The organism is Variovorax sp. GrIS 2.14 (genome assembly GCF_046115955.1).
Taxonomy (GTDB): domain Bacteria; phylum Pseudomonadota; class Gammaproteobacteria; order Burkholderiales; family Burkholderiaceae_C; genus Variovorax.
Genome location: NZ_JBJXIA010000026.1, coordinates 1 through 22,233 on the forward strand (window position 1 = coordinate 1; position 22,233 = coordinate 22,233).

Here is a 22,233-nt window from a genome sequence, read left to right on the forward strand (position 1 = left end):
CGCGGCGATGCTTACATGCGAACGTTGCTGATGCATGGGGCTCGAGCCGTCGTGATCCGATCCAAGGATGGCCCGACATGGCCATGGCTGACCGCGCTGTTGCAGCGCCGACCTTATAGCGTGGCAGTCGCCACGGTGGCGAACAAGCTGGCTCGGACGATCTGGGCAGTGCTGGCACGCGGTCAAGCCTGGCGCCCCGAGGCCTGGCAGGCCGCGCACTGACTACGAAGACAACGAAGACCACGAAGACCACGAAGACCATGAAGACGAACAAGCAACCAGTTTGAAGGAGAGCAAGCGACCACGCGTGTGATGGGACAGACAGGTCGGACCGGGACGGGGACACTCCGATAAGGCATAAGAGCACCAAGCTCGATGTTCAGATGGGAACCCCGTCAGCGAAAACCATCAGGGCCAGCAGGCATGTCAGCTTGCACAACAGGCCGGATATAAGACTGCAGCCCTGCCTCCTGAATCTTCACACATACGAGTTCTTGCAATCCGGGAGGCGCCCATATAAGCGTTGCCTTAAAGCGTTGCTGCATGCGGGCTGGCCGCCAACGACGCGAAGATGCCACACAGGAATTCTCACTTTTACCGTCGCGTTTGGAACGGACTCGCTTTCTTCGACGTGAACGAAGTGCACTGTGCGCCACTGTTCGACGTTGTGACGATCGGTGCCCGTGCATACGGAATCACGTTCAACTGTTCGATGGGGACATTCTTGATAGCCGTCCCAATCTTTCTTCAAGTTGGTTTGAGAGGTGCATGTCGCCGAGGCCTGTGCGTTGGTGCTGGTGCGATTCGCGGCGTCGCCCCTTGATATCGAAGCGTGCTTGCGTCGTCCCTCACAAACACAAGACGTTCAAGGCCGTTGAACAGCGTTGAGGTTCACGGATCAAGCTCTTGCGCTAGCCCACAGAAACATGGTGCTTCGACCAGAAAGGCAATTCTTAATAGCGCATATTGCCGCAAAGTTGGCTTCGGTTGAGCACATAATGCGTTTGTGAGTTGCATGGCGTTATCATATTAAGCACATGTTTTCTTTCAAAGGTTCATCGATGAATGCAGTTACTGTCGCCCACGATGACATTCCTCAGACAGTGCACGCTCACGGGAAACCCAAGGGCTGGCGGCGGTGGCTGTTCGCAACGAACCACAAGGACATCGGCACGATGTACCTTGTCTTTTCCATCACGATGCTGCTGATCGGCGGGGTGCTAGCCTTGTTGATACGCCTTGAGCTGTTTCAGCCGGGCCTGCAGTTTTTCAACCCCGAACTCTTCAACCAGTTCACCACCATGCACGGCATCATCATGGTGTTCGGCGCGATCATGCCGGCCTTTGTTGGCTATGCGAACTGGATGATTCCGATCCAAATCGGGGCGCCCGACATGGCGTTCGCGCGGCTGAACAATTTCAGCTTCTGGCTGCTGGTTCCTGCAGCCATCACTCTGGTTTCCTCGTTCTTCCTGCCGGGCGGCGCACCGGCGGCCGGCTGGACTTTGTACGCGCCACTCTCGTTGCAGATGGGGCCGTCAATGGACGCGGGGATTTTCGCGCTTCACCTGATGGGTGCGAGTTCTATCATGGGCTCGATCAACATCATCGTGACCGTATTGAACATGCGCGCGCCAGGCATGACGTTGATGAAGATGCCGATGTTCTGCTGGACATGGCTCGTCACGGCTTACCTATTGATCGCGGTCATGCCGGTGCTGGCAGGCGCCATCACGATGACGCTGACCGACCGTCACTTCGGCACCAGTTTTTTCAACCCTGCCGGCGGCGGCGACCCCGTGATGTTCCAGCACATCTTCTGGTTCTTCGGCCATCCCGAGGTGTACATCATGATCTTGCCGGCCTTCGGAATCATCAGCCAGGTCGTGCCCGCATTCGCCCGCAAAAAACTGTTCGGCTATGCCTCCATGGTGTACGCCACTTCGTCGATCGCCATTCTTTCATTCGTCGTCTGGGCGCACCACATGTTCACCGCCGGCATGCCGCTCACCGGCCAACTGTTCTTCATGTACGCGACGATGCTGATCGCGGTTCCCACAGCGGTGAAGATCTTCAACTGGATCGCAACGATGTGGCAGGGTTCGATGACCTTCGAGACACCGATGCTGTTCGCAGTTGGCTTCATCTTCGTGTTCACGATGGGCGGGTTCACAGGACTGATTCTTGCGGTCGCTCCAATTGACATCCAGTTCCACGACACTTACTACGTCGTCGCTCATTTTCACTATGTACTGGTCGCGGGTTCGCTGTTTGCCATGTTCTCGGGCTTCTACTACTGGTCGCCAAAGTGGACCGGGGTCATGTACAACGAGACACGAGGCAAGATCCACTTCTGGAGCTCGCTCCTGTCGTTCAATCTGACATTCTTTCCCATGCACTTCTTGGGTCTGGCGGGCATGCCTCGCCGCTATGCGGACTACCCAATGCAATTTGCCGACTTCAACATGATCGCGTCGATCGGAAGTCTGTGGTTCGGACTGACACAGGTCTTTTTCTTCTTTTTCATTGTGCTGCCCTGCGCACGCGGCAAGGGCGCCAAAGCACCGCAAAAGCCTTGAGAGGGCGCGGAGGGGCTGGAGTGGGAGCTGCCTTCACCAGCGCCCTACCACTCCTTCGAAACGCCCCCTCGGCTCGATGCCACCGCCACCAAGATCGTGCGGGCCTGAATGCCTTCGCTGTCCCTTACTTGGCCAACCAAGGCCGGGCGTGACGCACGGCTCAAAGTCGTACGTTACACGCCAGCCGGAGGCACGGAACGCGTCTGTGCTGCCGTGTGGCAGTCGGGCGGCAACGTTCGACTGGCATCGCCATTGATCGGGCCGCACGACGGCGCGTGCGAACCCCGCACCTTCATGCGGCGTTTTGCCGATGCGCCGCAAGCCCTTGACGCTTTTCTGGAATCCATGACCTGGCTCGATGCGGCGTGCTTCGGTGCCTCGTCGCCTGGCGAAGTCGCTCAGGCCTGCCGGACCCATCCAGAGTGGCAATTGCACTGCAGCCCGTACGACGGCACCGACGAGGCAACGGCAACACTTGGCGAACTCTTCTTCCGCTCCCTAAAAAAGGCAACCCCAATGTCGGAGCCGCTCGTGCGCGGTTGCGTGATCGAAACAGTCAGGGTCGCGATCAAGACGAATCCGGCATTGGCGCACATCCAGATGAACGCCACCTATGCCTCTGGTGTGAATGTTTGCAGCCTGGCCGCCGGGCTGGACCGTCCGCTGCTCGTCACCTTTCTGGAGCACGTTGCGTCGACCGACATCATCTGGCGTGGCGTGCTGGCCCACCAGCGGATGCGTAAGACCACCTGCGAGTGGTCCCGATGCCTTCTCGTTATGGCGAACGCCACATTATCTGCACCTTCCTTCCTTACACCCAAGGCCGTCATCACTGACCTCAGCCTCGACCAGATTGGCGCAGCGCTGATGCACTTGGCGCGCCGATAGGTCATGACAACCCTACCGGCGTCGCAAGCCCTTTTTTCTATGTTCGACATCCACACTTCGCTCGCCCTACCCGAGCCCCTGATCCACCAGAATGCATTCAAGAAGAGCTTGCACTTTTCGACCTACGACGTGCAAAGCAGTATGCGGCACGACGAGCCCGACACGCTGGACCTCGAGTACACGCGAACGATGATGGCGTTTCTGCTTTTCAAGCCGAATCCGCCGCGCATCGGCATGATTGGGCTGGGAGGCGGATCGCTTGCCAAGTTCTGTCTCCGCTATGTCACGGGAGCCCAAATGGAGGTAGCGGAGATCAACGCCCAGGTCATTGCTCTGCGCGCCGAATTCCAGATTCCGCCGGATAGTGAACGTTTTTCCGTTGTGCATGCGGACGGCGCCAAACTCATGGGCCGCCGCCCCGATGCGTACGATGTGCTGATGGTCGACGGCTACAACGCACATGGCCTGGACCCCCGGCTTTGCACCCAAGCGTTTTACGATGATTGTCACGCAGCCCTGCGGGATGACGGCATTCTGGTGGTCAACCTCCCGTTCTCGGCGGCGCGTTACGAGGCCTACCTGTCCAAGTTGCGCAGGACATTTCTGGGATCGATCGTGGCGGTGGACGACGGTGAAATGGGCAACTGCATCGTGTTTGCCTGCCGCGGAGACACCCTCAGCACCTATCCGGTGGGCGTGGTGCGACCGCCCAAGAGCATCGATCCTGTCGCACTAAGCCAGTTGCGCGCCGGTTTCGCACTCACGATGTCGGCGCTGCGAGACCAACGATGCTGAAGCGACACCCGCCTGCCACCGTCGCCTACCGGCGCTTGCTGGCGGACGGGTCGCGCGTCCAAACCATCGCGCACACAGGCGCTGATGGCAACCCGACCCTGACGCCTGCGAGAGCGTTGAACGCAAGTACCATGACCCAGCCATCAGACCCTTTTCGCACCGCCGCGTTGGAGTATCACGAGTTCCCGGTGCCCGGCAAGATCGCCATCGCGGCGACCAAGCAAATGGTCAACCAGCGCGACCTGTCGCTGGCGTATTCGCCAGGCGTCGCCGCCCCTTGCGAAGAGATCGTCAAAGACCCGCTCAACGCCTTCAAGTACACCTCGCGCGGCAATTTGGTCGGCGTGATCACCAACGGCACCGCTGTGCTCGGGCTCGGCGACATCGGCGCACTGGCTTCCAAGCCGGTGATGGAGGGCAAGGGCGTACTCTTCAAGAAGTTCGCAGGCGTCGACGTGTTCGACATCGAGATCGACGAGAAAGACCCTGCCAAGCTGGTCGAGATCATCGCGTCGCTGGAGCCGACCTTTGGCGCCATCAACCTCGAAGACATCAAGGCACCCGACTGCTTCTACGTCGAGCGTGAGCTGCGCAAGCGGATGAAGATCCCGGTGTTCCACGACGACCAGCACGGCACCGCGATCACGGTTGCCGCCGCAATGCTCAACGGCCTCAAGGTCGCGGGCAAAGACATCGGGCAGGTCAAGCTCGTCACGTCAGGCGCCGGTGCCGCCGCGCTGGCCTGCTTGAACTTGCTGCTCAAGGTCGGCCTGAAGCGCGAGAACGTCTACGTGACCGACCTTGCTGGCGTCGTCTACGAAGGCCGCACCGAGCTGATGGACGACGACAAGCGCCAGTACATGCAGAACACCGAAGCGCGCTCGCTGTCGGAGGTGATCGAAGGCGCGGACGTGTTTCTGGGCCTCTCTGCAGGCGGCGTGCTGAAGCCGGCGATGGTCGCCAAGATGGCGCCCCGCCCGGTGATCTTCGCGCTGGCCAATCCCAACCCCGAGATCGCACCGGAAGACGCGCATGCGGTGCGCGACGACCTGATCATGGCGACCGGCCGCACCGACTACCCCAACCAGGTCAACAACGTCCTGTGCTTCCCGTACATCTTTCGTGGCGCGCTCGACTGCGGCGCGACGACGATCACCGACGAGATGGAACTGGTGGCCGTGTACGCCATCGCCGAACTGGCGCAGGCCGAGCAGAGCGAACAGGTCGCTGCCGCCTACGTGGGCGAAAAGCTCACATTTGGGCGAGACTACCTTATCCCTAAGCCGTTCGATCCGCGCCTGATGATCAAAATCGCTCCGGCCGTAGCCAAGGCGGCAGCGGACAGCGGCGTCTCATCACGGCCAATTCTGGACTTTGATGCCTACCGCGAAAGGCTGAAGAACTTTGTCTACGCCTCCGGCACGACAATGAAGCCGGTGTTCGATGCCGCCCGGCGTGCCCTGAACAAGCGCGTCGCATACTGTGAGGGGGAAGAAGAACGCGTCCTGCGCGCCGCCCAGATCGTGGTCGACGAAGGCATCGCACGTCCCACGTTGATTGGCAGACCCCACATCATCGCCCAACGCATCGAAAAATTCGGGCTGCGGCTGGGTCAGGGCGCTGACTACGATGTGGTGAACGTCGAACAGGATGTGCGTTACCGCGACTTCTGGCAGACCTACCATCGCATGACAGAGCGTCAAGGGACAACCGCGCAGACCGCCAAGATCGAGATGCGCCGACGCCTGACACTGATCGGTGCGATGCTGCTGTTCAAAGGCGAGGTCGACGGCATGATCTGTGGCACCTGGGGCAGTACTCATCTGCATCTGCACTATATCGATCAGGTGATCGGCAAGCATCCCTGCACCGCCACCTTCGCTTGCATGAACGGCCTGATCCTGCCGGACCGACAGGTCTTCATGGTTGACACCCAGGTGAACAACGATCCCACGGCCGAGCAACTGGCGGAGATCACCATTCTGGCCGCCGAGGAAATGGTGCGGTTCGGCCTGCAACCCAAGGTGGCGCTGCTGTCGCATTCCAATTTCGGCAGCAGCGCCAGCGCCAGCGCAGCGAAGATGCGCCTCACATTGGGCCTGCTGCGTACCCAGGCGCCATGGTTGGCCATCGAGGGCGAGATGCAGGGCGACATGGCCTTGGACCCCAAGCTGCGCCTGGCCGCCATGCCCAACGCCATCCTGGACGGGGCCGCTAACCTGCTGGTGTTCCCCAATCTCGACGCTGCCAACATCTCTTACGGCCTTTTGAAGACCGCCGCAGGCGGCGGCATGACGATCGGACCCATCTTGCTCGGCACCGCGCGTCCGGTTCATATCATGACGCCTCAGACTACCGTGCGGGGCCTGTTCGACATGACCGCGCTCACTGTCGCTGAAGTCAAAGTCAAAGCGCTTTGACGCAAACCCCCCTATGTCGCCGCCCAATCCACAGCTCATGTCCCCCCACCCCTCCGCCGCCACCTACCTGCGCCCGTTCGTCTACGAGACACGAACATCCAAGATCCTGCATTTCTCCATTTGCGCGATATGCAAAGCAAGATGCACATCGGACGTCCGCACGAGCTCGTGCTTGCATACACCCGGCTGGTCATGGGTTTCCTGCTCTTCTCGCCCACGCCGTCGCGGCTGCTCATGGTCGGCCTGGGGGGTGGTTCCATGGCCAAGTTCTGTCACAAATACCTGCCTGCCACATGCATCGAAGTGGCGGAAATCAATCCCTATGTGATCGCGTTACGCCACGAATTCGAGGTGCCGGACGACGACGAGCGCTTCCATGTGCGACTCGAAGACGCTGCCGATTACATACGCACAAGCGAGGCACCGTGCGATGTCATCATCGCCGACGGTTTCGACGCCAATGGGCTGCCGGCCAGCCTGTGCTCACGCTCTTTCTATGAAAATTGCTTTGATCTGCTTTCGCCGAGCGGCGTTCTGGTGGCCAATCTACATTGTGATCATGAGCACTACCCCGTCTACCTCGCGCGACTGATGAAGAGCTTTGCCGGCCAAGTGGTGGTCGTGAACGACTACGACGGCACAAACGTGATTGCCTTTGCTTTCAAGGACAGCGACGGTCAACGATCGGAGCGACCGTTGAGCAATCTTGATGCCCTGGCGCCGGAAGCTTGGGACCAGCTCGCGCCCAGTTTTGCGAGAGTCAAATCGGCCATCAATGACTTTTGCAACGGTACACGCGTGCTTATATTTCCGGCATTGACGCACCACTTCGGCTGAGCGCCACGCAGTCGGGGAGCAAGCGAGTCTTTTCGCCCTGACGGGCGTGACTCACAACAGAATCACGCGGGTACACAAAAGGTCCGCCCTGACAGCAAGCGCGCCGTCGACGCGGGCCGAAGCTTCAAACTTAAAGACGCTGCTCTTTCGCCGGACGAGTCGCACGTCCATGACCAACCGGTCCCCGGGCTCGACAGCCCGTCTGAAACGCGACGCGTCGATGCCGCCGAAATAGTAGACCTTCGTCTCGTCCGGTACTTCATCAAACGATGCGAACGCGAGCAATGCGGCCGACTGCGCGAGCGCTTCTAGGACCATTACGCCTGGAATGACGGGACGGTGCGGAAAGTGCCCCCGAAAAAATGGCTCGTTGACAGTAACGTTCTTTAAGGCCTGAATGGCGTCGCCTTTTTCGAGTCGCAGCACGCGGTCGACCAGCAGAAAAGGTTACCGGTGTGGAAGGCTGCGCAGGATCTGGTGGACATCAAATTTCAGCAAGCCCATGGCGCGCCCCAATCGGACGGTTGAACGGACACACCTGCAGCCATGATTCATTGAAGATTGTCACGCCATTCGCACCAGTTTCATAGGTTCTAGATGGCATTCGGAGACAAGTGCGCCATTGCTTTGAATGATATTATGGTTAACATTGTATTTAAATTTAGAGATGGACCTATGGAACTGAAGACGGCCCGGATGACGGTGCTCATTGACCCCTCGAAGAAGAAAGCCTTCGAGTCGCTTTGTGCGCGGCAGGATACGACACCGTCGCAGGTGGTTCGCCGACTGATTCGTGACTACCTCAATCACCACGGCGTCACATTTGTTCCCAGTGGCAGTCTGGACGAGGAAGTCGAGGCCAGCAAGGCCTAGTGCACTGGATCCTCCCGATCCCGTGGCTCGAGTGTCCCCGGCTGCTCACGCGTCGTAGGGGGCCCGGCGGCGCACCGTGAGTCCATGCATCTGCCGCTGAATCTTTGCCATTTCAGCCTCCAGCCTGACCGCCTGAAGTTTTGCCGCGCTGGCGCCTTGCTCCAACGCCCGGACCTGGCGGGGGCACTCGTCAGTAAGCAGGCGCCATCGCTCCAACAGGGCATCAAAGTCCGCGTCGACAGGCACCTGAGGGCTCATGACGTCGCCAACTTTCCTGCTGCATAGGCCGCTTCACTCGGACGCGAAGTGGCACTGGCTTCGGCGATGGCAAGCATGGACTGGCACGAATTCCCTCGCCGCCGCAAACGCTGAAATTTCGAAAGGAGCCTATACCAAGCATGGAGTGCACTTCCAAATAAATAATGTTGGTTACGGCCGCACGGAGCAGGGCAATAAGCGGTACAGATAATTTTAATGCACACTCCATTGTCATTCAGCATGCATAGAAACAGTGTCATGTGTGAAGCATCGGTGTGAAATCCGTGAGTACCGTTTGCCCGTTGCGAAAAGATTTCAGCACGATGGGTTCCTGGCGCTTTCCGTGGCAGAGACACAACGGTTCGCATCATCTTCTCAAGCTTCGTACGCGCTCGGGGCCCTGCAGGAAGATGCTGGCAATCACCCGTGCGGTGGTTTTTTGCTGCGCCGCATTTCCGGCGTGCAACTCGGTCATGCTCCCGTGCAACATCTTCTGCGTCAGCCCGCGCGCCATGGCTTCGAGTACCGCCTCGACCGGCTCGCCCTTGGCCAGCATCTTGCGGGCACGTGCCATCTCCGTCGCACGCCATTCATCGCTCTGTGCGTTGAGCTGTTGAATGAGTGGCACCGTACCGCGCTGGTCCAGCCACTGCATGAAGCTCTGGACGCCGGCGTCGATGATGACTTCGGCTTGCGCCACCGCAGCCTGGCGGTTGGCCTGGCCCTGCTGCACCACCTGCGCCAGATCGTCCACTGTGTAGAGGTACACGTCTTCGAGCGCCTTCACTTCGGGCTCGATGTCGCGTGGTACGGCCAGATCCACCATGAACATCGGCCGGTGCTTGCGTGCCTTGAGCGCCCGCTCGACCGCGCCGAGGCCGATCAGTGGCAACGTGCTCGCAGTGCAACTCACCACGATGTCGAACTCTGCGAGTCGACCCGGCAAATCGGCCAGGCGCATGGATTCGGCGCCGAAGCGCGCGGCCAGCACTTCGCCGCGCGCCTGAGTGCGATTGGCGATGGTGATCGACTTGGGCTCCTTCGCCGCGAAGTGCGTCACCGCCAGATCGATCATTTCGCCGGCGCCGACGAACAGTATCCGAGTCTGTTTCAGGTCTTCGAACAGTTGGCCGGCGAGGCGCACCGCCGCCGCCGCCATGCTGATCGAATGCGCACCGATCTCGGTGGCAGTGCGGACTTCTTTCGCGACCGCGAACGAGCGCTGAAACAATTGGTTGAGCGTGCTGCCCAGTGCACCGGCCGTTTCGGCGGCGCGCACCGCGTCTTTCATCTGGCCGAGGATCTGCGCCTCGCCAAGCACCATCGAATCGAGCCCGCTGGCGACGCGGAACGCGTGACGCGCAACATCGTCGTTGTGCAGGGTGTAGGCATGCGAGCGAAGCAGGGCAGGGGCCACGCCGCCACTTTGGGCCAACCAGCCCATCGTGTGGTCGAGCGCGATGTCGTCTGCTGCGGCGCAATAAATCTCGGTGCGATTGCAGGTCGAAAGGATCGCGGCTTCGATTTGGGGATGGCGACCAGCAGGGAAAGAGCTGCGCAGGCTCTGCAACGTCGGGGCCAACTGGTCGATCGCGAACGCGAAACGACCGCGCAGGTCGAGCGGCGCGGTCGTGTGGTTCAAGCCGAGAGCCCAGACTGAGCCCGGCGCGGCGGTCTTGCGGACAGTCACTGTGGGCTGCACTGCAACGGGCACAGACGTCGCTTCCTCCCGACGCTTCTCCGGTGATATGAAGTCCACGCCATCGCCGCACCCCATCCTGCCCCAGAAGTCGTGCCGGCTTTCGTCCGAATCCTTCATCGCACGATCTTCATCCGCTGGAACAGGACCGCGTCCGGCGCCGCTTGTACGGGGTGGCAATCCGATGCCGTTGCGCACAGCAGCCACTGGTCACGAACGAAGTCCCGCCGCGCCGCACTCAACCACTGAAGCGGAAGGCCTGTTTGGAGTCGTTCGGCCAACAGAAAATGCAACTTGCCCGGAACCTGCGCCATGCGATCGACCACCGGCAGCACATCGGAGAATTCCGAAAGCGTTCGCACCATGAGATCGCCTTCGGGCTCGCCCGCGGGACGGCCATACACCCTGCATACCCAGCGTGCCACGGGCCGCACGGGTGGGCGAGCACTCTGGGAGGTCGGCACAGAGTCGATCAACGCCCGCTTGTAAGCCCGGCTCTCCAGAATGGACGTGTCCCGCAAGCCGTACAGCGTCAGGTACCTGGGTACGACGGCCGATTGGGCCTGCCCATAACCCCTTCCCCACAGCACGCCCGGCACTGCACCGAAGCGCGTCAGCTCGCGGCCCTGCCACGCACCATGCGCGTGGTGCGCGCTCGGCTCGATGTTGTTCCAGTGCGCCAGAATGCAGCTTGCGCGTTTAGGCATCAAGGCCGTGTTTTGCAACACAATCCTGTGACTGTCGATCGCCCGAAATGCGCTGACGACATTTACGGTGCGTCGCTACCCAATAGGTCACCAGCATTTCTCCCAGGCCGGCGCATAAGCGCCGTGGGCGGCACTCCACACGGCACTCGATCAACTGACAGCGGGACAGCTCCGACTCGAACGCCTGCGCGAGCCGCAACCCGATGGCGTCGCCTCGCGCCGCCTGCTCGCGCAAGTGGCTCGCGGGTTCACCAAGGCGTGCATCGTCCAGGGTTTCCGGAGTCGCAGCAGCCGCCTTCGGCGACTGCATTCCGTCAGTCATCGATGTGGCCCCGCTTGCCCGAGCTCTGATCGCCAAGAGCGGCCAAGCCCTTCATGCGCACACACCGGCGATGCGCAGCCTTTCGGCTGACACCCGGGCATGCCGTCATGCAGAGCAACTTGAGGACTGACGGGCGCGTAAGACAAGAACCGCAGAGACGCACGAATGCAAAGACACGGGAAAAAGCGACACGAACGCGCTGTCTCGATCGGAGGCTACAGATAAGCGCGTCCGGACCTTCAAGCGCAATCAAGACTCAACGGCCAAATCGTCGTCCCGGTTCAGACCGCTCGGCACGAACGACACGCCATGGTGGACCAGGTAGTCGTGGATCAAGCGCCGCACCACCTGAGACGGAGTAACGTCCTGACGGGTGCAAAGCGTCTCGAACGCCTTTTTCTTGGCCGGATCGACCAGTACTGTAAGACGCGCTGTCTTCAATTCCATTGATGTCCTGATGCTATTTGGATGATAATCATAGTATCATCCAGAGCAAGCGGATGGCAAGGCTGTCGAAACGGTCTTGTCCGGCGTTCCTGGTGTCTGGAAGGTGCCTCTTTGCTTCATTTCATTGCGCGCGTCACGTCGTGCTCAGGACGGTCATCTGCCATCGACATGGCGCTGACCTGCGCCGGCAATGCCGTCGGCGCGCGCCCTGCAGGACGATGACTGCGCTGTTGGCTGCGGTGCTCGTCTTGCTGGTTGGCGCCATAGGCTGCCTGCTGCCTGTGCGCAGCGTGGCACAGGCAGGCATCGGCCTCTTCACGCAATTCGTGGCCACTGTGCTGGTTCTGACCACGGTGCTGCCCATCCTTGCCGGGGGGCCTCCGGCAGTGGCCGAGCTGGCCTGGGCCTATCCGGTGGGCGTGCTGCGGGTGCGGATTGATGCGCTGGGCGCTTTCTTTCTTGTCTGGTCGCTGCCAATGACGTTGGTGGGCAGCATCTACGCTGTGGGCTACATGCGCCCCTTTTTTTGGTCGACCCGTCACCTGGGCGTGCACTACGCGCTGCTGAACCTCACGGCATTGGCGTTCATCCTGGTCTACACCGCCGACCACGCACTGATCTTCCTGTTGGGCTGGGAAGCCGCGGCGCTGGCGGCGTGGTTGCTGGTCATCTGGAATTACACCGACCAAAAGGTGCGTTTTGCCGGCTTCAACTATCTGGTCTCGACCCATATCGGTTTGATTTTTCTGGTCGCGGCATTCATGATTCTTTACGCCCATGTAGGAGCGTGGGACCTCAGCCGATTCGGGCAGTGGCTGCGCAGCAACGCGGGCTCCGAGCGCAATCTGGTGTTCCTGTTGCTCGTCACGAGTTTTGGCCTGAAGTCCGCGTTTTTTCCATTCCACTCCTGGCTTCCCCGCGCCCATGCCGCAGCACCAGCCCATGTCTCGGCGCTCATGTCCGGCGTCATTCACAAGGCGGGGCTCTATGCACTGGTGCGATTCATTTTCCTGATCGGAAAACCGGACGAATGGATGGGCTGGTTCCTGATCGGGTTCTCGCTGCTGTCCGCCGTTGTCGGCGCGCTGTACACCGTCGGTCAGCGGGACCTCAAAAGAATGCTGGGTTACTCGTCCACTGAAAACGTCGGTATTGCCGGCATCGGACTGGGCGTGGGCTGCCTCGGACTCGCCTGGGGCAGCGCCTCACTGGCGGCCGTCGGATTCGCCGGTGGTCTGCTGCACGTGCTCAACCATGCCTTCTTCAAGTGCCAGCTTTTCTATGCTGCTGGAGCCGTCTACCAGACGACCCACACCGTCAACATGGAGCGCCTGGGTGGGCTGTCCAGGCTGATGCCCTGGACAGCCCTGTGTTTCCTGGTCGGCGGCATTGCAATCTCCGCGATGCCGCCACTCAACGGCTTCGCTAGCGAGTTCATGATCTATTCCGGCTTGTTCACCGACGCGCCGATCGGTGCTGGCGCCAAGGTGGCGCTGTGTTTCACGGCCGCTGTTCTTGCCTTTGTTGGCGCCGTGTCTGCGCTGAGCATCACGCGGGCATTCGGCGTTGCCTTCCTCGGGCGTCCCCGGGACGCCAGCGTCGCGGTCCCTGTCGAGGTCAGCGGCTGGATGTTGTGGCCGATGGGGATACACACGGTGGGCGTGGTCGTCCTGGGCGTTATGCCCGTGCTGGGATTCAGGCTGGTACAGGGATCTGTCAGCCTCGCACTGGGCCCCAGCGCCCCTTCCGCCAGCGCCGTGCTGCAACCCATCGGTCAGGCCCTGACGTGGATCGGTCTGGTTTCCGGTGCGCTTGTGCTCGCCATCCAGGCCATGCTCTGGCTTCGCACCCGCGCAGCTTCGGCACTCGACGCCCACCACGTCACATGGGCGTGCGGCTATGGAGCGCCGAACGGCCGCATGCAATACACAGGTTCCAGTTTCTCAACGGATTTCAGTTCGCGCTTTCACGCCGTCATCCTCACTCTGCGCCGGCAGCGCGCGCCCGTGGGCTACTTTCCCACGGACGGCTATTTGGTCACGGACTGCGTGGATGCCGTCGAACGACGGCTCTTCTCGGTGATCAGCCATGGCGACGCTTCCGCGTCGGCACTCTCGGCCCGTTTGCGCGAGGACGACCCGCGTGTTGCATTTGCTGCGGTGCTGATCGGCATCGTACTGATCGCCGGGCTGCTCGTGATGGCCAGCGGACCGCTGCAATGACATTGGCGCTTGGACTCGCTCATGTGGTCATCGCGCTCGGCGCACCGGTACTGATGGTAGGACTGGTCAACCGTACCAAGGCGCTCTGGGCCGGACGCAAAGGGCCTCCGCTGCTGCAGTTGGGCTGGGACATTCTCCGACTGCTGCACAAGCGGCCTGTGCTGAGCGTCGTTGCAACCCCGCTGTTCAGTGCGGGCGCCTGGGTGGTGCTGGCCGCATCCATCCTGGCGGCTCTGATCGCCCCCAACATTGGCAGCACGGCAGCCCTGGAGTTCAGGCACGACTTCATTTTCTTTGCTTATGTGCTCGCCCTCGCGCGGCTCTTTTTGATGCTCTCGGCCATGGACGTGGGGAGCTCGTTGGAGGCAATGGGCGCCGCGCGCGAGGCGTCGTTCACCGCCTATGCCGAGCCGGCCTTGTTCCTGCTCGTCGGCGCAGCGGGCATGATCACCGGACAGGCCACCTTCGCCGGACTCATCGGCCATCTGCACAACAGCGAAGCGTTCGGCTGGCTGGTGTTGCCCGCTCTGGCCGTTCTCTTCGTTTTGCTGCAGGCCGAAGCGGCGCGTGTGCCAGTGGACGATCCGCTGACACACCTGGAACTGACGATGGTGCACGAAGTGATGATCCTCGACCACAGCGGCCCGGACCTGGCAGCCATGCAATACGCCGCGGCACTGAAGATGACGGTCTACGCAGGCTTGATCGCCGCCCTGCTCAATCCGTTCGATCCCCGGGTGGCACCGCTCGCAGCCATCGCCGCTTCATTGGCCATCATGGCAGCCGTCGCTCTGGCAGTCGGCTGCGTCGAGTCCCTGGTCGCACGGCTTCGCCTGAACCTGGTGCCCGTTTACCTGATGCTTGCCACAGCGGCGGCTGCCCTGTGTGTCGGCGCCGCCGGCTGGTGGGGACGGTCACCTTGACACTGCCGCTGGTGCTCTTTTTGCTCGCAGTGGTCGTGCCCGTCTTCTTTGGCAAGGTCCGTTCCGCGCCAGTCTGGCTGGCACTGCAGGCGATTGCTCTGGGCTGGAACGGCATTTCGCAACATGCCGAAGTGACCGCGCATGTGCTGGTGGCCTTCGTCGAAATCCTCGTGGTGCGCGGTGCGATCGCGCCCAGACTTCTGCGCCGCGCCATCCGCCTGCGCCCGGAGCCCAACTTGGACCTCATGCCGTCGAATCTGTTCACCTGGGCCATCGCCATCGGACTGATCGTGCTGGCGTTCGAGTTTGGCGCACCGGCGATGTCCGACCGGCAGGCGCTCACTCTCGGCGTTGTCGGCGCCACCGTGGCTGTTGCACTGCTGGTGCTGTCCACAAACAACTCGCCGACCGCGCAGCTGGTGGCGGTGCTCTTGATGGAAAACGCCCTGGCCCTGTTCGAGTCCCTGCTGCCCGAACCCTGGCCTCTGCCAGTGCATTTCGCTCTCAGTGCGATCTACCTCCTCACAGTGGCTGTCGGCAGCTGGCTGGTCGGTGCACGTGAGCTGGTCGACGAGGCAGCACCCGCCAAGGAGGTACCGTGAGCGCGCCGCGTACCGCCTCTGCCGTTCTGGCAAGCAACACATCCGTCAACGACGTTCGGGGCGTTGAGGTCCCGGCCACCAGCGTTGCCGGCACTGTCGCAGCGAACGGTCCACAGCGCGTGCTGCAGGTGTGGGCCGGTCCCACCCTGGTCACACTGGCGGCCGCAAGCCTCGCGTCATGGCTCACGGTCTTCGCGCTCACGCCGGTGGCGGTCAGGCCCATTTACTTCGGGCAGCGCTACTTCGTCTTGGACGCAACGTCCATGCTCTTCCTGCTGGTGGTCAACGCCGTCTTCCTCGGCATTGCCGTCTACTTCGCCTCGCGGGTGCGAGCCTCTGCGCAGCTGGCGCAGCACCTGCTGCCGCGCGCCGGTTTGACTCTCGCGTTCATGGTGGCGATGAACCTCGGCCTGATGGCCAACAACCTGCTGCTGCTTTGGGCCTTCATCGAACTGACGACCCTGTGTGCTGCGCCCCTGGTCGCGCAAGGCAATGCCCGTGCCCCATTCCGGGTGGCATGGCGTTACCTCCTGTACTCCAGCATGTCGCTGGCGCTGACTTTCCTGGGCATCATGTGTCTCACCCGCTCTGCCTACCTGCAAGGGGTGGAGATCAATTTCGCGCTGGGCGAAATGCAAGCCGCCGCCGCGTCAGCCAGCGACAGCTGGCAGCGTTTCGGTCTGGGCCTCATGTTGTTCGGGCTGGGCAGCAAGCTTGGGCTGGCCCCGCTATACAGCTGGATGCCGGAAACCTACGAGGCTGCTCCGTCGAGCACCAGTGCCCTGCTCGCCGCCGTACAGTTCAACATCAGCATCGTTGCGGTGCTTCGCATCCTGCAGGTGTTTCCTGTCCAGGAAAATGGCTTCGTTGCCTACCAGCTGCTCGTCATGGGCTGCCTGTCGCTGACAGTGGCAGCGATCCAGGTGATCGCGGCGCGCAGCTTCAAGCGGCTGATCGCCTATGCCTGCGTGAGTTCTTCGGGCGTGATCGCGATCGGCCTGTCGGTCGGCCAGACCGCCGCTTACGGCGTGCTGCTCTACATCGTCAGCGGGGCCTTTGTGAAGGCGCTGCTGTTCCTGACCGCAGGACGGCTTCGCAACGTCTATGGCACCAACGACGTCAAGGCACTCAGTGGCGTGATTCGGGTCCTGCCGTTCTCCGGGCTGCTGTTCGCGGTCGGCATCTTCGCCTTGCTGGGATTTCCGCCTTTCGGCAGCTTCATGGCGGAAATGCTGATCCTGTCCGGCATCGTGCAATCGGGCAACCTCATCGCGTTCACGATCATGTGCACGATGCTGACCATCATTTTCGTCGCCACCGGGCGCTCTATTTTTCCCATGTTGTGGGGCCCTTCCGAGCGCGAGCGGCCGTCAGTCGGCGAAAGATGGATGACCGCCCTGCCCAAGCTGGGCTTCGTGGCGGTGCTGATCCTGCTGGGCGTCTACACGCCCGGGCCGATCAGCCGGCTGCTGCGCGACGTGGCGCAATCGATCGGTGGCCAATGACTTTTCCCCTTGAACCCATTGTCATGGTGTCCACCTTGGACGGGCCGCAGCTGGAACTGACCTTGTGGGCGCGAATGTGCGACGAGGCACTGGCTGCGGGCGACCGGATGATCACTCTCTTTGGACGGGTCGCGCCGCACGATACCGTGTGCGTCACAGCCGTTCTGCTCGGCGCTGAGGGACCGCTTCGCGTCCTGCGCGCCCACGCGCCTCGAGGTGCCAGCTTTTCCTCACTCACCCCGCGCCACCCCTGCATGCAGATGTTCGAGCGGGAACTGTGGGAGCAGACCGGGCTGACGCCCGAAGGCCACCCCTGGCTTAAGCCTGTGCGTTTCGAAGGCGCGCGCCAGCAGCGAATGACGGCATACCCATTCTTCAGCGTGCGAGGCCACGACGTGCACGAGGTTGGCGTCGGGCCGATCCATGCGAGCGTGATCGAGCCTGGGCACTTTCGCTTCATGTGCCACGGCGAGCGGGTTCAGCACCTGGAAATCCAGTTGGGCTACCAGCACCGCGGCGTCGAAGCGCTGCTGTTGCAGCGGCCGCCCCACGCCCTCACGTCATTGGTCGAGACGGTTGTCGGTGACAGCAGCATCGCCTATGCCTGGGGCTATTGCACCGCACTGGAGGTCCTGTCCGGCGTGCAGGCCGGTGCCCGGGCCGAACTGGTTCGTGGGGTGGCCCTGGAGCTGGAGCGCGTGGCCATGCACCTGTCAAGTCTGACGGGCCTGACGACCGACGCCGCTTTCCTGCAAGGCGGCGCCACCTACGGACGCCTGCGCACAGCAGTCATCAACGCCTCGATGCGCGTCTGTGGCAGCCGCTTCGGGCGCGGCTGGTTGCGTCCTGGCGGAGTACGGTTTGGCATCACGGAGACACTCCGACAGGATCTTCGGCACACCCTCGGCCTGGTGGCCAAGGACATTGCCGAAGTGAACGACCTTGTGCTGAAAGCACGCAGTGTCCGCTCCCGACTACGCGGGGTCGGCATCCTGAGCACCCAGGCCGCGCGCGAGATCGGGATGGTGGGTCTGGCCGGACGTGCCAGCGATGTTGGCTTTGATACGCGGGCCGCCTTGCCAGGACGCCTCTATCAGGCTCACCCTGTCGCGGCCCTCACAGAAACGACTGGCGATTGCTGGAGCCGGATGAAGCTGCGCATGCGCGAAATCGATGCGTCCCTCGGCTGGGTCGCCGACGTGCTGGAACAACCGGGACTGGATGTGCCCACCGCTCAAATTCTCCCCCAGGGAATGCTGCGCCCGAACACACTGTGTGTTTCTCTGCGCGAGGGATTCCGGGGACCCGTGGTCCAGATTCTGGAAACCGGGGCCGACGGACACCTGGTGCATCACAAGGTGCAGGACCCGTCGATGCTCAACTGGTTCGGGGTCGCCCTGGCCATGCGCGAGAACGCGATTTCAGACTTTCCGATCTGCAACAAGAGTTTCGACCTTTCCTATTGTGGGAATGATATTTAGAAACGCCAGTGCTCAAGTCCATCCAGGTTCGGCTTTCCCAAGGCCGCCAGTACATCCCCAATCCCCGACGGGCAGACCCGGTCGGTCTGCGTGGCACGCCCGTCATCGGACCAGCCACCTGCGAGACGGGGTGCTCTGCCTGCGTATCGGCCTGTCCGACGGCAGCGATTGCGCTGGACCCGCTGCGCATCGACCTCGGGCGCTGCGTGATGTGCGGCGACTGCGCGCCTGTGTGTCCAAGCGGCACGCTTTCGTATAGCAACGCATTCCAACTGGCCGCGACGCAGCGCGCAGGCCTGATGATCTCCGCAGCACGGCCGGCGCCCGACCCGGTCAGAGTTTCTGCGGCACTGCGCAAGCGCTTCGGGCACTCCCTCAAACTCAGATCGGTATCCGCCGGCGGGTGCAATGGCTGCGAACTCGAAGTCAATGCGCTGACGAACGTCAACTTTGACATTGGCCGCTACGGGATCGACTTCGTGGCGTCGCCCCGGCATGCGGACGGTCTCGTGCTGACCGGACCGATCACCCGCAACATGGCGTCTGCATTGCAGCTGTGCTGGGACGGCATGCCCGATCCCAAGCTCGTGATCGCAGTAGGTGCCTGCGCCATTTCCGGCAGTCCCTTCGAAGGCGCGGGCACAACGGATCGCAGCTTTCTCGACAAGTTCGAGCCATCCCTGTACGTGCCCGGATGCCCACCGCATCCACTCACTTTCGTTTGCGGCATTCTCGACCTCCTTGGCATCCCAAGTTGAACGCCCGCCGCCTGCTGGCGCGAGCGACGTAGACCTCCAAGAAGACGGCTTCAGGAGCCGGTCGCAGCAAGTGCGGCGTTGAAAGTAGCGCTCGGTCGCATGACCGCATCGATCTTGTCGATGTCCGGCAGGTATTGGTCCACCGAATGCCCCTGAATGGTGTCCAGTTCCTGCACCATGGCCGTCTCACCGGCCGTAAACGCTTGAGCCAGCGGCGAAAAATAGCCCTGCAATTAAGGACCCCGTGTTTGCGCGGTCAGTGCCTGTGACCAGTAAAGCGCCAGGTAGAAGTGACTGCCACAATTGTTCAGTCCGCCGGTGCGGGTCGATGGCCCCTTGCCGTTGTCCAGCAACATGCCGGTGGCCGTATCGAACGTCTCGGCCAACAGGGGATGCCTTCGCGTTGCCGGTCTTCTGGTCGAGGTCCTCCAGGGACAACGCTAGCGCCAGGAATTCTCCTAGCGAATCCCAACGCAGGTGATTCTCTTCGACCAACTGCTTCACGTGTTTGGGTGCGAGATCGCCCTGTCCAGTGCGCCCTGCGACAGCGTGGAGCCGTCGGTGGCAACCAGAATTCGCTTGCACATGGGGACTACTTTCTGACAATAAAGATGGATTGGCGAGCTCGAATCAGGAAAAGGACAGACAGATGCGCTTCACGCTCGATTCGCCACCCCGGGGGGTGTCACTGGCACACGCTGAATGCAATCGGGCAAGGTCGTGGGCGCTTTGATGCGCAACTGCTTGTTGACATTCATGCGTCCGAACACCACTTCGATGTCCGAGCGCGCTACGCCGAACTGCGTTGCGAGGAAGCGGACCATGTGATCCGTTGCGCGGCCGGCGCGCGGCAATGCCGTCACGCTGATCTTCAGCTGGTTGCCCTTCACCTTGCCAATGGCGTCCTGCCGGGCGCCCGGACACCCCAGCACATTCAGCACGAGCACGTCCGCCTGCCATTGGAAAAAAGATTTCATGTTTGTGCTGCGAACGGTCAGGGGTCGGTTTGTCCGTTGCGAGTCCATTCGCATTCCAAGCACTGCGCTGCACCAAAGCCACAAACCCATGGGTCGGACTGTCCAGGAGAGGAACAGCGCACGCACTGCTGCGGCCCTTAAGGGTGATCATCATTTCTTTTTCATGATAATTTTATTATCATTGCAATAAGCTTCAATGCAAACTACATTGAACTAATCGACGGTCCGTTCACTTCTCCTGGACTTGCCATTTTTCAGAACCTCCTTCACTTTGTACGGCACCGGCGGACCCACCGGCAGGTCGGCGGTGCCCTGGCGTTCACGGCGGGCGCCATCAACGCCTGCGGGCTCGTCGCGGTCCAGCGCTATGTGTCAGGCTTGAGTGGACCCAATGCGCAGGTCACCGAGGCGCTGGCATCGGAGCACTCTGCTTGGGCCTTTCTCGGCGTGGGTTTGATCGTCGCCTTCGTCTGCGGTGCCGCCACCACCGGCGCACTGGTGGCGCGCGCGCAGCGACTGCACCTCCAGGCAGAGTCGTCTCATCCCCTGGTACTGGAAGCCGCGCTGCTGCTCGCGTTCGGACTGGCAGGGGCTAACCTGGATGCGCTTGGCCCCTGGTTCGGGCCCGTCGCAGCGGTCCTGCTCAGCTACGTGCTGGGGCTGCAGAATGCCGTTGTCAGCCACATCGCGCAGACCGAGATCACCACCACGCACATCACCGGCGTGGTGACGGAGCTCGGCGCCGAACTGGCGCGCTGGTTCGTGAAGCCGAACGCGAAGACCAAGCAAGGTGCGATGCACAGCGGCAGCGATGTGCAACGGCTTGCCCTCTACGCTTCCGTCGCTGGCTTGTTTGTCGGGGGCATGGGTGTGGGCGCGGTGGCATTCGACTTGGTCGGCTACCTGGTAGCCCTGCCGCTGGCCGCGGTCCTCCTTGTGCTGGCGGCTCCCGCCATGCTGCAGGATCTGCAAGCAATGGAAACCGCTTCCCGCCAGGACGGCCGGTGAACTCTTTGGCTGCCGCAGCCCTCCAGCCTGCGCCACGGCATATCAAGTTATTGCGCTACCAGCCGCGCCCGGGCGATGCTGGCCGCTGCATCGGCGCGCTTTGGCAGGACGGCCAGTCGGTGCGCTGGACGTCGGTCATCGCGTGCCATCCCGACCACGAACCCGATGCGACCCAGTTCATCGCACGGTTTCCGGAATCGGGCTTCGCATTCGATCATTTCGCCAGCGCGCTGGCTTGGCTGTCCACGGTATGTAGCCATGCAGGGGCACTGCCGGACGTGGCCAAAGCATGTCGGTCCACACCCGAACTCGGCCTGAGCTGTTTGCGCCATGAAGGCTCGGATCACAGGATGGACCTGCAGGGGCTGCTGGACACGGAAGACCAGACGGGGCTGCTGGATGGTGACCTGCTGCAGCATGTGGTCGAACTCAGCCTCGAGCATCTGGTGCAAGACCATCCGGTGTTGCGCGGATTGCCCTTGGCATTCGCCACAGAAGGTTCACGGGAAATGGCGCTGCTGTCGTTGCCGGACCATCGCCAGGTGCACGTCTACTTTGACCGCGACACCCGGCCCCTGCGCGTGGTGCCACTGTTGTTGGCAGAAAGCAACCGGCTTTTCCATTCGCGCAGGGACAAGGAGGTCTCCTTCTTCGTCTTCGCCCAGCTCAGGAGTGCGCTGCCACTGCGCTTGACCGACAACGTGCTGGCCACCGGGATGCGGTTGCCGCACATCGCCAACGGACTTGTGCGCCTGGTATGGGCCACCCCGCTGTTGCCGTGAGCGGCAGAACCCGCGCCGGCGCACAGCCGGAGCCTTCCTGGCCAGGGCAGCGGGTTGCAACCAGAGGACCGCATTTTGCCCGTGCCGGATTGGAAGCAAAACCTCGCACCGCAGAACGCTGCGCGAAATACGCTGTACTTGGCAGCGCGT

General features: G+C 61.8%; 20 protein-coding genes and 3 pseudogenes. 15 read left to right on the forward strand and 8 right to left on the reverse strand.

Going from position 1 to position 22,233, the window contains the following annotated elements:
* The 6 genes and pseudogenes from RCH10_RS24385 to RCH10_RS24410 all read left to right on the forward strand — a co-directional run.
* A pseudogene (locus tag RCH10_RS24385) lies at positions 1 to 222 on the forward strand (IS110 family transposase); the annotation flags it as partial.
* Between the two features lie 839 nt (positions 223 to 1,061).
* A pseudogene (gene ctaD / locus RCH10_RS24390) lies at positions 1,062 to 2,687 on the forward strand (cytochrome c oxidase subunit I).
* Positions 2,688 to 2,873: 186 nt separating this feature from the next.
* On the forward strand, positions 2,874 to 3,467 hold the full coding sequence (locus RCH10_RS24395; RefSeq protein WP_409054396.1) for a hypothetical protein: 594 nt from the start codon (positions 2,874 to 2,876) through the stop codon (positions 3,465 to 3,467).
* Positions 3,468 to 3,506: 39 nt separating this feature from the next.
* The gene (locus tag RCH10_RS24400; RefSeq protein ID WP_409054397.1) at positions 3,507 to 4,262 is read left to right on the forward strand and encodes a fused MFS/spermidine synthase; all 756 of its coding nucleotides are present in this window, start codon (positions 3,507 to 3,509) and stop codon (positions 4,260 to 4,262) included.
* A gap of 131 nt (positions 4,263 to 4,393) precedes the next feature.
* On the forward strand, positions 4,394 to 6,682 hold the full coding sequence (locus RCH10_RS24405) for an NADP-dependent malic enzyme (protein WP_409054398.1): 2,289 nt from the start codon (positions 4,394 to 4,396) through the stop codon (positions 6,680 to 6,682).
* Positions 6,683 to 6,811: 129 nt separating this feature from the next.
* Positions 6,812 to 7,519: a fused MFS/spermidine synthase gene (locus RCH10_RS24410; RefSeq protein WP_409054399.1), complete on the forward strand. Its 708-nt coding sequence runs from the start codon at positions 6,812 to 6,814 to the stop codon at positions 7,517 to 7,519.
* Between the two features lie 51 nt (positions 7,520 to 7,570).
* Here RCH10_RS24410 and fabZ read toward each other — a convergent pair whose 3' ends face one another.
* Positions 7,571 to 7,960, reverse strand: a complete 390-nt coding sequence (gene fabZ / locus RCH10_RS24415) for a 3-hydroxyacyl-ACP dehydratase FabZ (RefSeq protein WP_409054421.1) — start codon at positions 7,958 to 7,960, stop codon at positions 7,571 to 7,573.
* Between the two features lie 234 nt (positions 7,961 to 8,194).
* Between fabZ and RCH10_RS24420 the strand changes: the two genes are divergently transcribed.
* Entirely contained in the window at positions 8,195 to 8,392 is a 198-nt protein-coding gene (locus tag RCH10_RS24420; protein WP_409054400.1) for a CopG family transcriptional regulator, read from the forward strand.
* A 625-nt stretch (positions 8,393 to 9,017) separates the two neighbouring features.
* Here RCH10_RS24420 and hemA read toward each other — a convergent pair.
* The 5 genes from hemA to RCH10_RS24445 form a co-directional block, all read right to left on the reverse strand.
* Positions 9,018 to 10,469 carry a glutamyl-tRNA reductase gene (hemA, locus tag RCH10_RS24425; RefSeq protein WP_409054401.1) on the reverse strand — a complete coding sequence of 484 codons (1,452 nt, stop codon included), beginning with the start codon at positions 10,467 to 10,469 and terminating at the stop codon, positions 9,018 to 9,020.
* The gene (locus tag RCH10_RS24430; protein WP_409054402.1) at positions 10,466 to 11,056 is read right to left on the reverse strand and encodes a hypothetical protein; all 591 of its coding nucleotides are present in this window, start codon (positions 11,054 to 11,056) and stop codon (positions 10,466 to 10,468) included. The genes hemA and RCH10_RS24430 overlap by 4 nt, the downstream gene beginning before the upstream one ends.
* Entirely contained in the window at positions 11,049 to 11,378 is a 330-nt protein-coding gene (locus RCH10_RS24435; protein ID WP_409054403.1) for a hypothetical protein, read from the reverse strand. The genes RCH10_RS24430 and RCH10_RS24435 overlap by 8 nt, the downstream gene beginning before the upstream one ends.
* Positions 11,379 to 11,627: 249 nt before the next feature.
* Positions 11,628 to 11,825 (reverse strand): CopG family transcriptional regulator, encoded by a 198-nt coding sequence (locus RCH10_RS24440; protein WP_409054404.1) that lies wholly within the window; start codon positions 11,823 to 11,825, stop codon positions 11,628 to 11,630.
* 116 nt (positions 11,826 to 11,941) lie between these two features.
* Entirely contained in the window at positions 11,942 to 12,148 is a 207-nt protein-coding gene (locus tag RCH10_RS24445) for a hypothetical protein (RefSeq protein WP_409054405.1), read from the reverse strand.
* 63 nt (positions 12,149 to 12,211) lie between these two features.
* Between RCH10_RS24445 and RCH10_RS24450 the strand changes: the two genes are divergently transcribed.
* From RCH10_RS24450 to RCH10_RS24475, 6 genes are read left to right on the forward strand one after another with little or no spacing between them, the layout of a single operon-like run.
* A complete protein-coding gene (locus RCH10_RS24450) occupies positions 12,212 to 14,047 on the forward strand; it encodes a proton-conducting transporter membrane subunit (RefSeq protein WP_409054406.1) in 1,836 nt (611 codons plus the stop codon).
* Positions 14,044 to 14,970 carry a respiratory chain complex I subunit 1 family protein gene (locus RCH10_RS24455; protein ID WP_409054407.1) on the forward strand — a complete coding sequence of 309 codons (927 nt, stop codon included), beginning with the start codon at positions 14,044 to 14,046 and terminating at the stop codon, positions 14,968 to 14,970. Before RCH10_RS24450 ends, RCH10_RS24455 begins: the two co-directional genes overlap by 4 nt.
* Positions 14,967 to 15,572, forward strand: coding sequence for a hypothetical protein (locus RCH10_RS24460; RefSeq protein ID WP_409054408.1), 606 nt, complete (start codon positions 14,967 to 14,969; stop codon positions 15,570 to 15,572). The genes RCH10_RS24455 and RCH10_RS24460 overlap by 4 nt, the downstream gene beginning before the upstream one ends.
* Positions 15,569 to 17,077, forward strand: coding sequence for a complex I subunit 5 family protein (locus RCH10_RS24465; RefSeq protein ID WP_409054409.1), 1,509 nt, complete (start codon positions 15,569 to 15,571; stop codon positions 17,075 to 17,077). The genes RCH10_RS24460 and RCH10_RS24465 overlap by 4 nt, the downstream gene beginning before the upstream one ends.
* Positions 17,074 to 18,558 carry an NADH-quinone oxidoreductase subunit C gene (locus tag RCH10_RS24470; RefSeq protein WP_409054410.1) on the forward strand — a complete coding sequence of 495 codons (1,485 nt, stop codon included), beginning with the start codon at positions 17,074 to 17,076 and terminating at the stop codon, positions 18,556 to 18,558. The genes RCH10_RS24465 and RCH10_RS24470 overlap by 4 nt, the downstream gene beginning before the upstream one ends.
* A gap of 8 nt (positions 18,559 to 18,566) precedes the next feature.
* Positions 18,567 to 19,316: a 4Fe-4S dicluster domain-containing protein gene (locus tag RCH10_RS24475; protein ID WP_409054411.1), complete on the forward strand. Its 750-nt coding sequence runs from the start codon at positions 18,567 to 18,569 to the stop codon at positions 19,314 to 19,316.
* A 50-nt stretch (positions 19,317 to 19,366) separates the two neighbouring features.
* On the opposite strand, the pseudogene RCH10_RS24480 reads toward RCH10_RS24475, so the two are convergent.
* Positions 19,367 to 19,850: pseudogene (locus RCH10_RS24480) on the reverse strand (NADP-dependent isocitrate dehydrogenase); the annotation flags it as partial.
* Between the two features lie 122 nt (positions 19,851 to 19,972).
* Entirely contained in the window at positions 19,973 to 20,293 is a 321-nt protein-coding gene (locus RCH10_RS24485; RefSeq protein ID WP_409054412.1) for a DUF167 domain-containing protein, read from the reverse strand.
* Between the two features lie 312 nt (positions 20,294 to 20,605).
* Here RCH10_RS24485 and RCH10_RS24490 point away from each other — a divergent pair, with 312 nt between their 5' ends.
* Entirely contained in the window at positions 20,606 to 21,301 is a 696-nt protein-coding gene (locus RCH10_RS24490) for a YoaK family protein (protein WP_409054422.1), read from the forward strand.
* On the forward strand, positions 21,298 to 22,083 hold the full coding sequence (locus RCH10_RS24495; protein WP_409054413.1) for a hypothetical protein: 786 nt from the start codon (positions 21,298 to 21,300) through the stop codon (positions 22,081 to 22,083). Before RCH10_RS24490 ends, RCH10_RS24495 begins: the two co-directional genes overlap by 4 nt.
* The last annotated feature ends 150 nt before the right edge of the window (positions 22,084 to 22,233 follow it).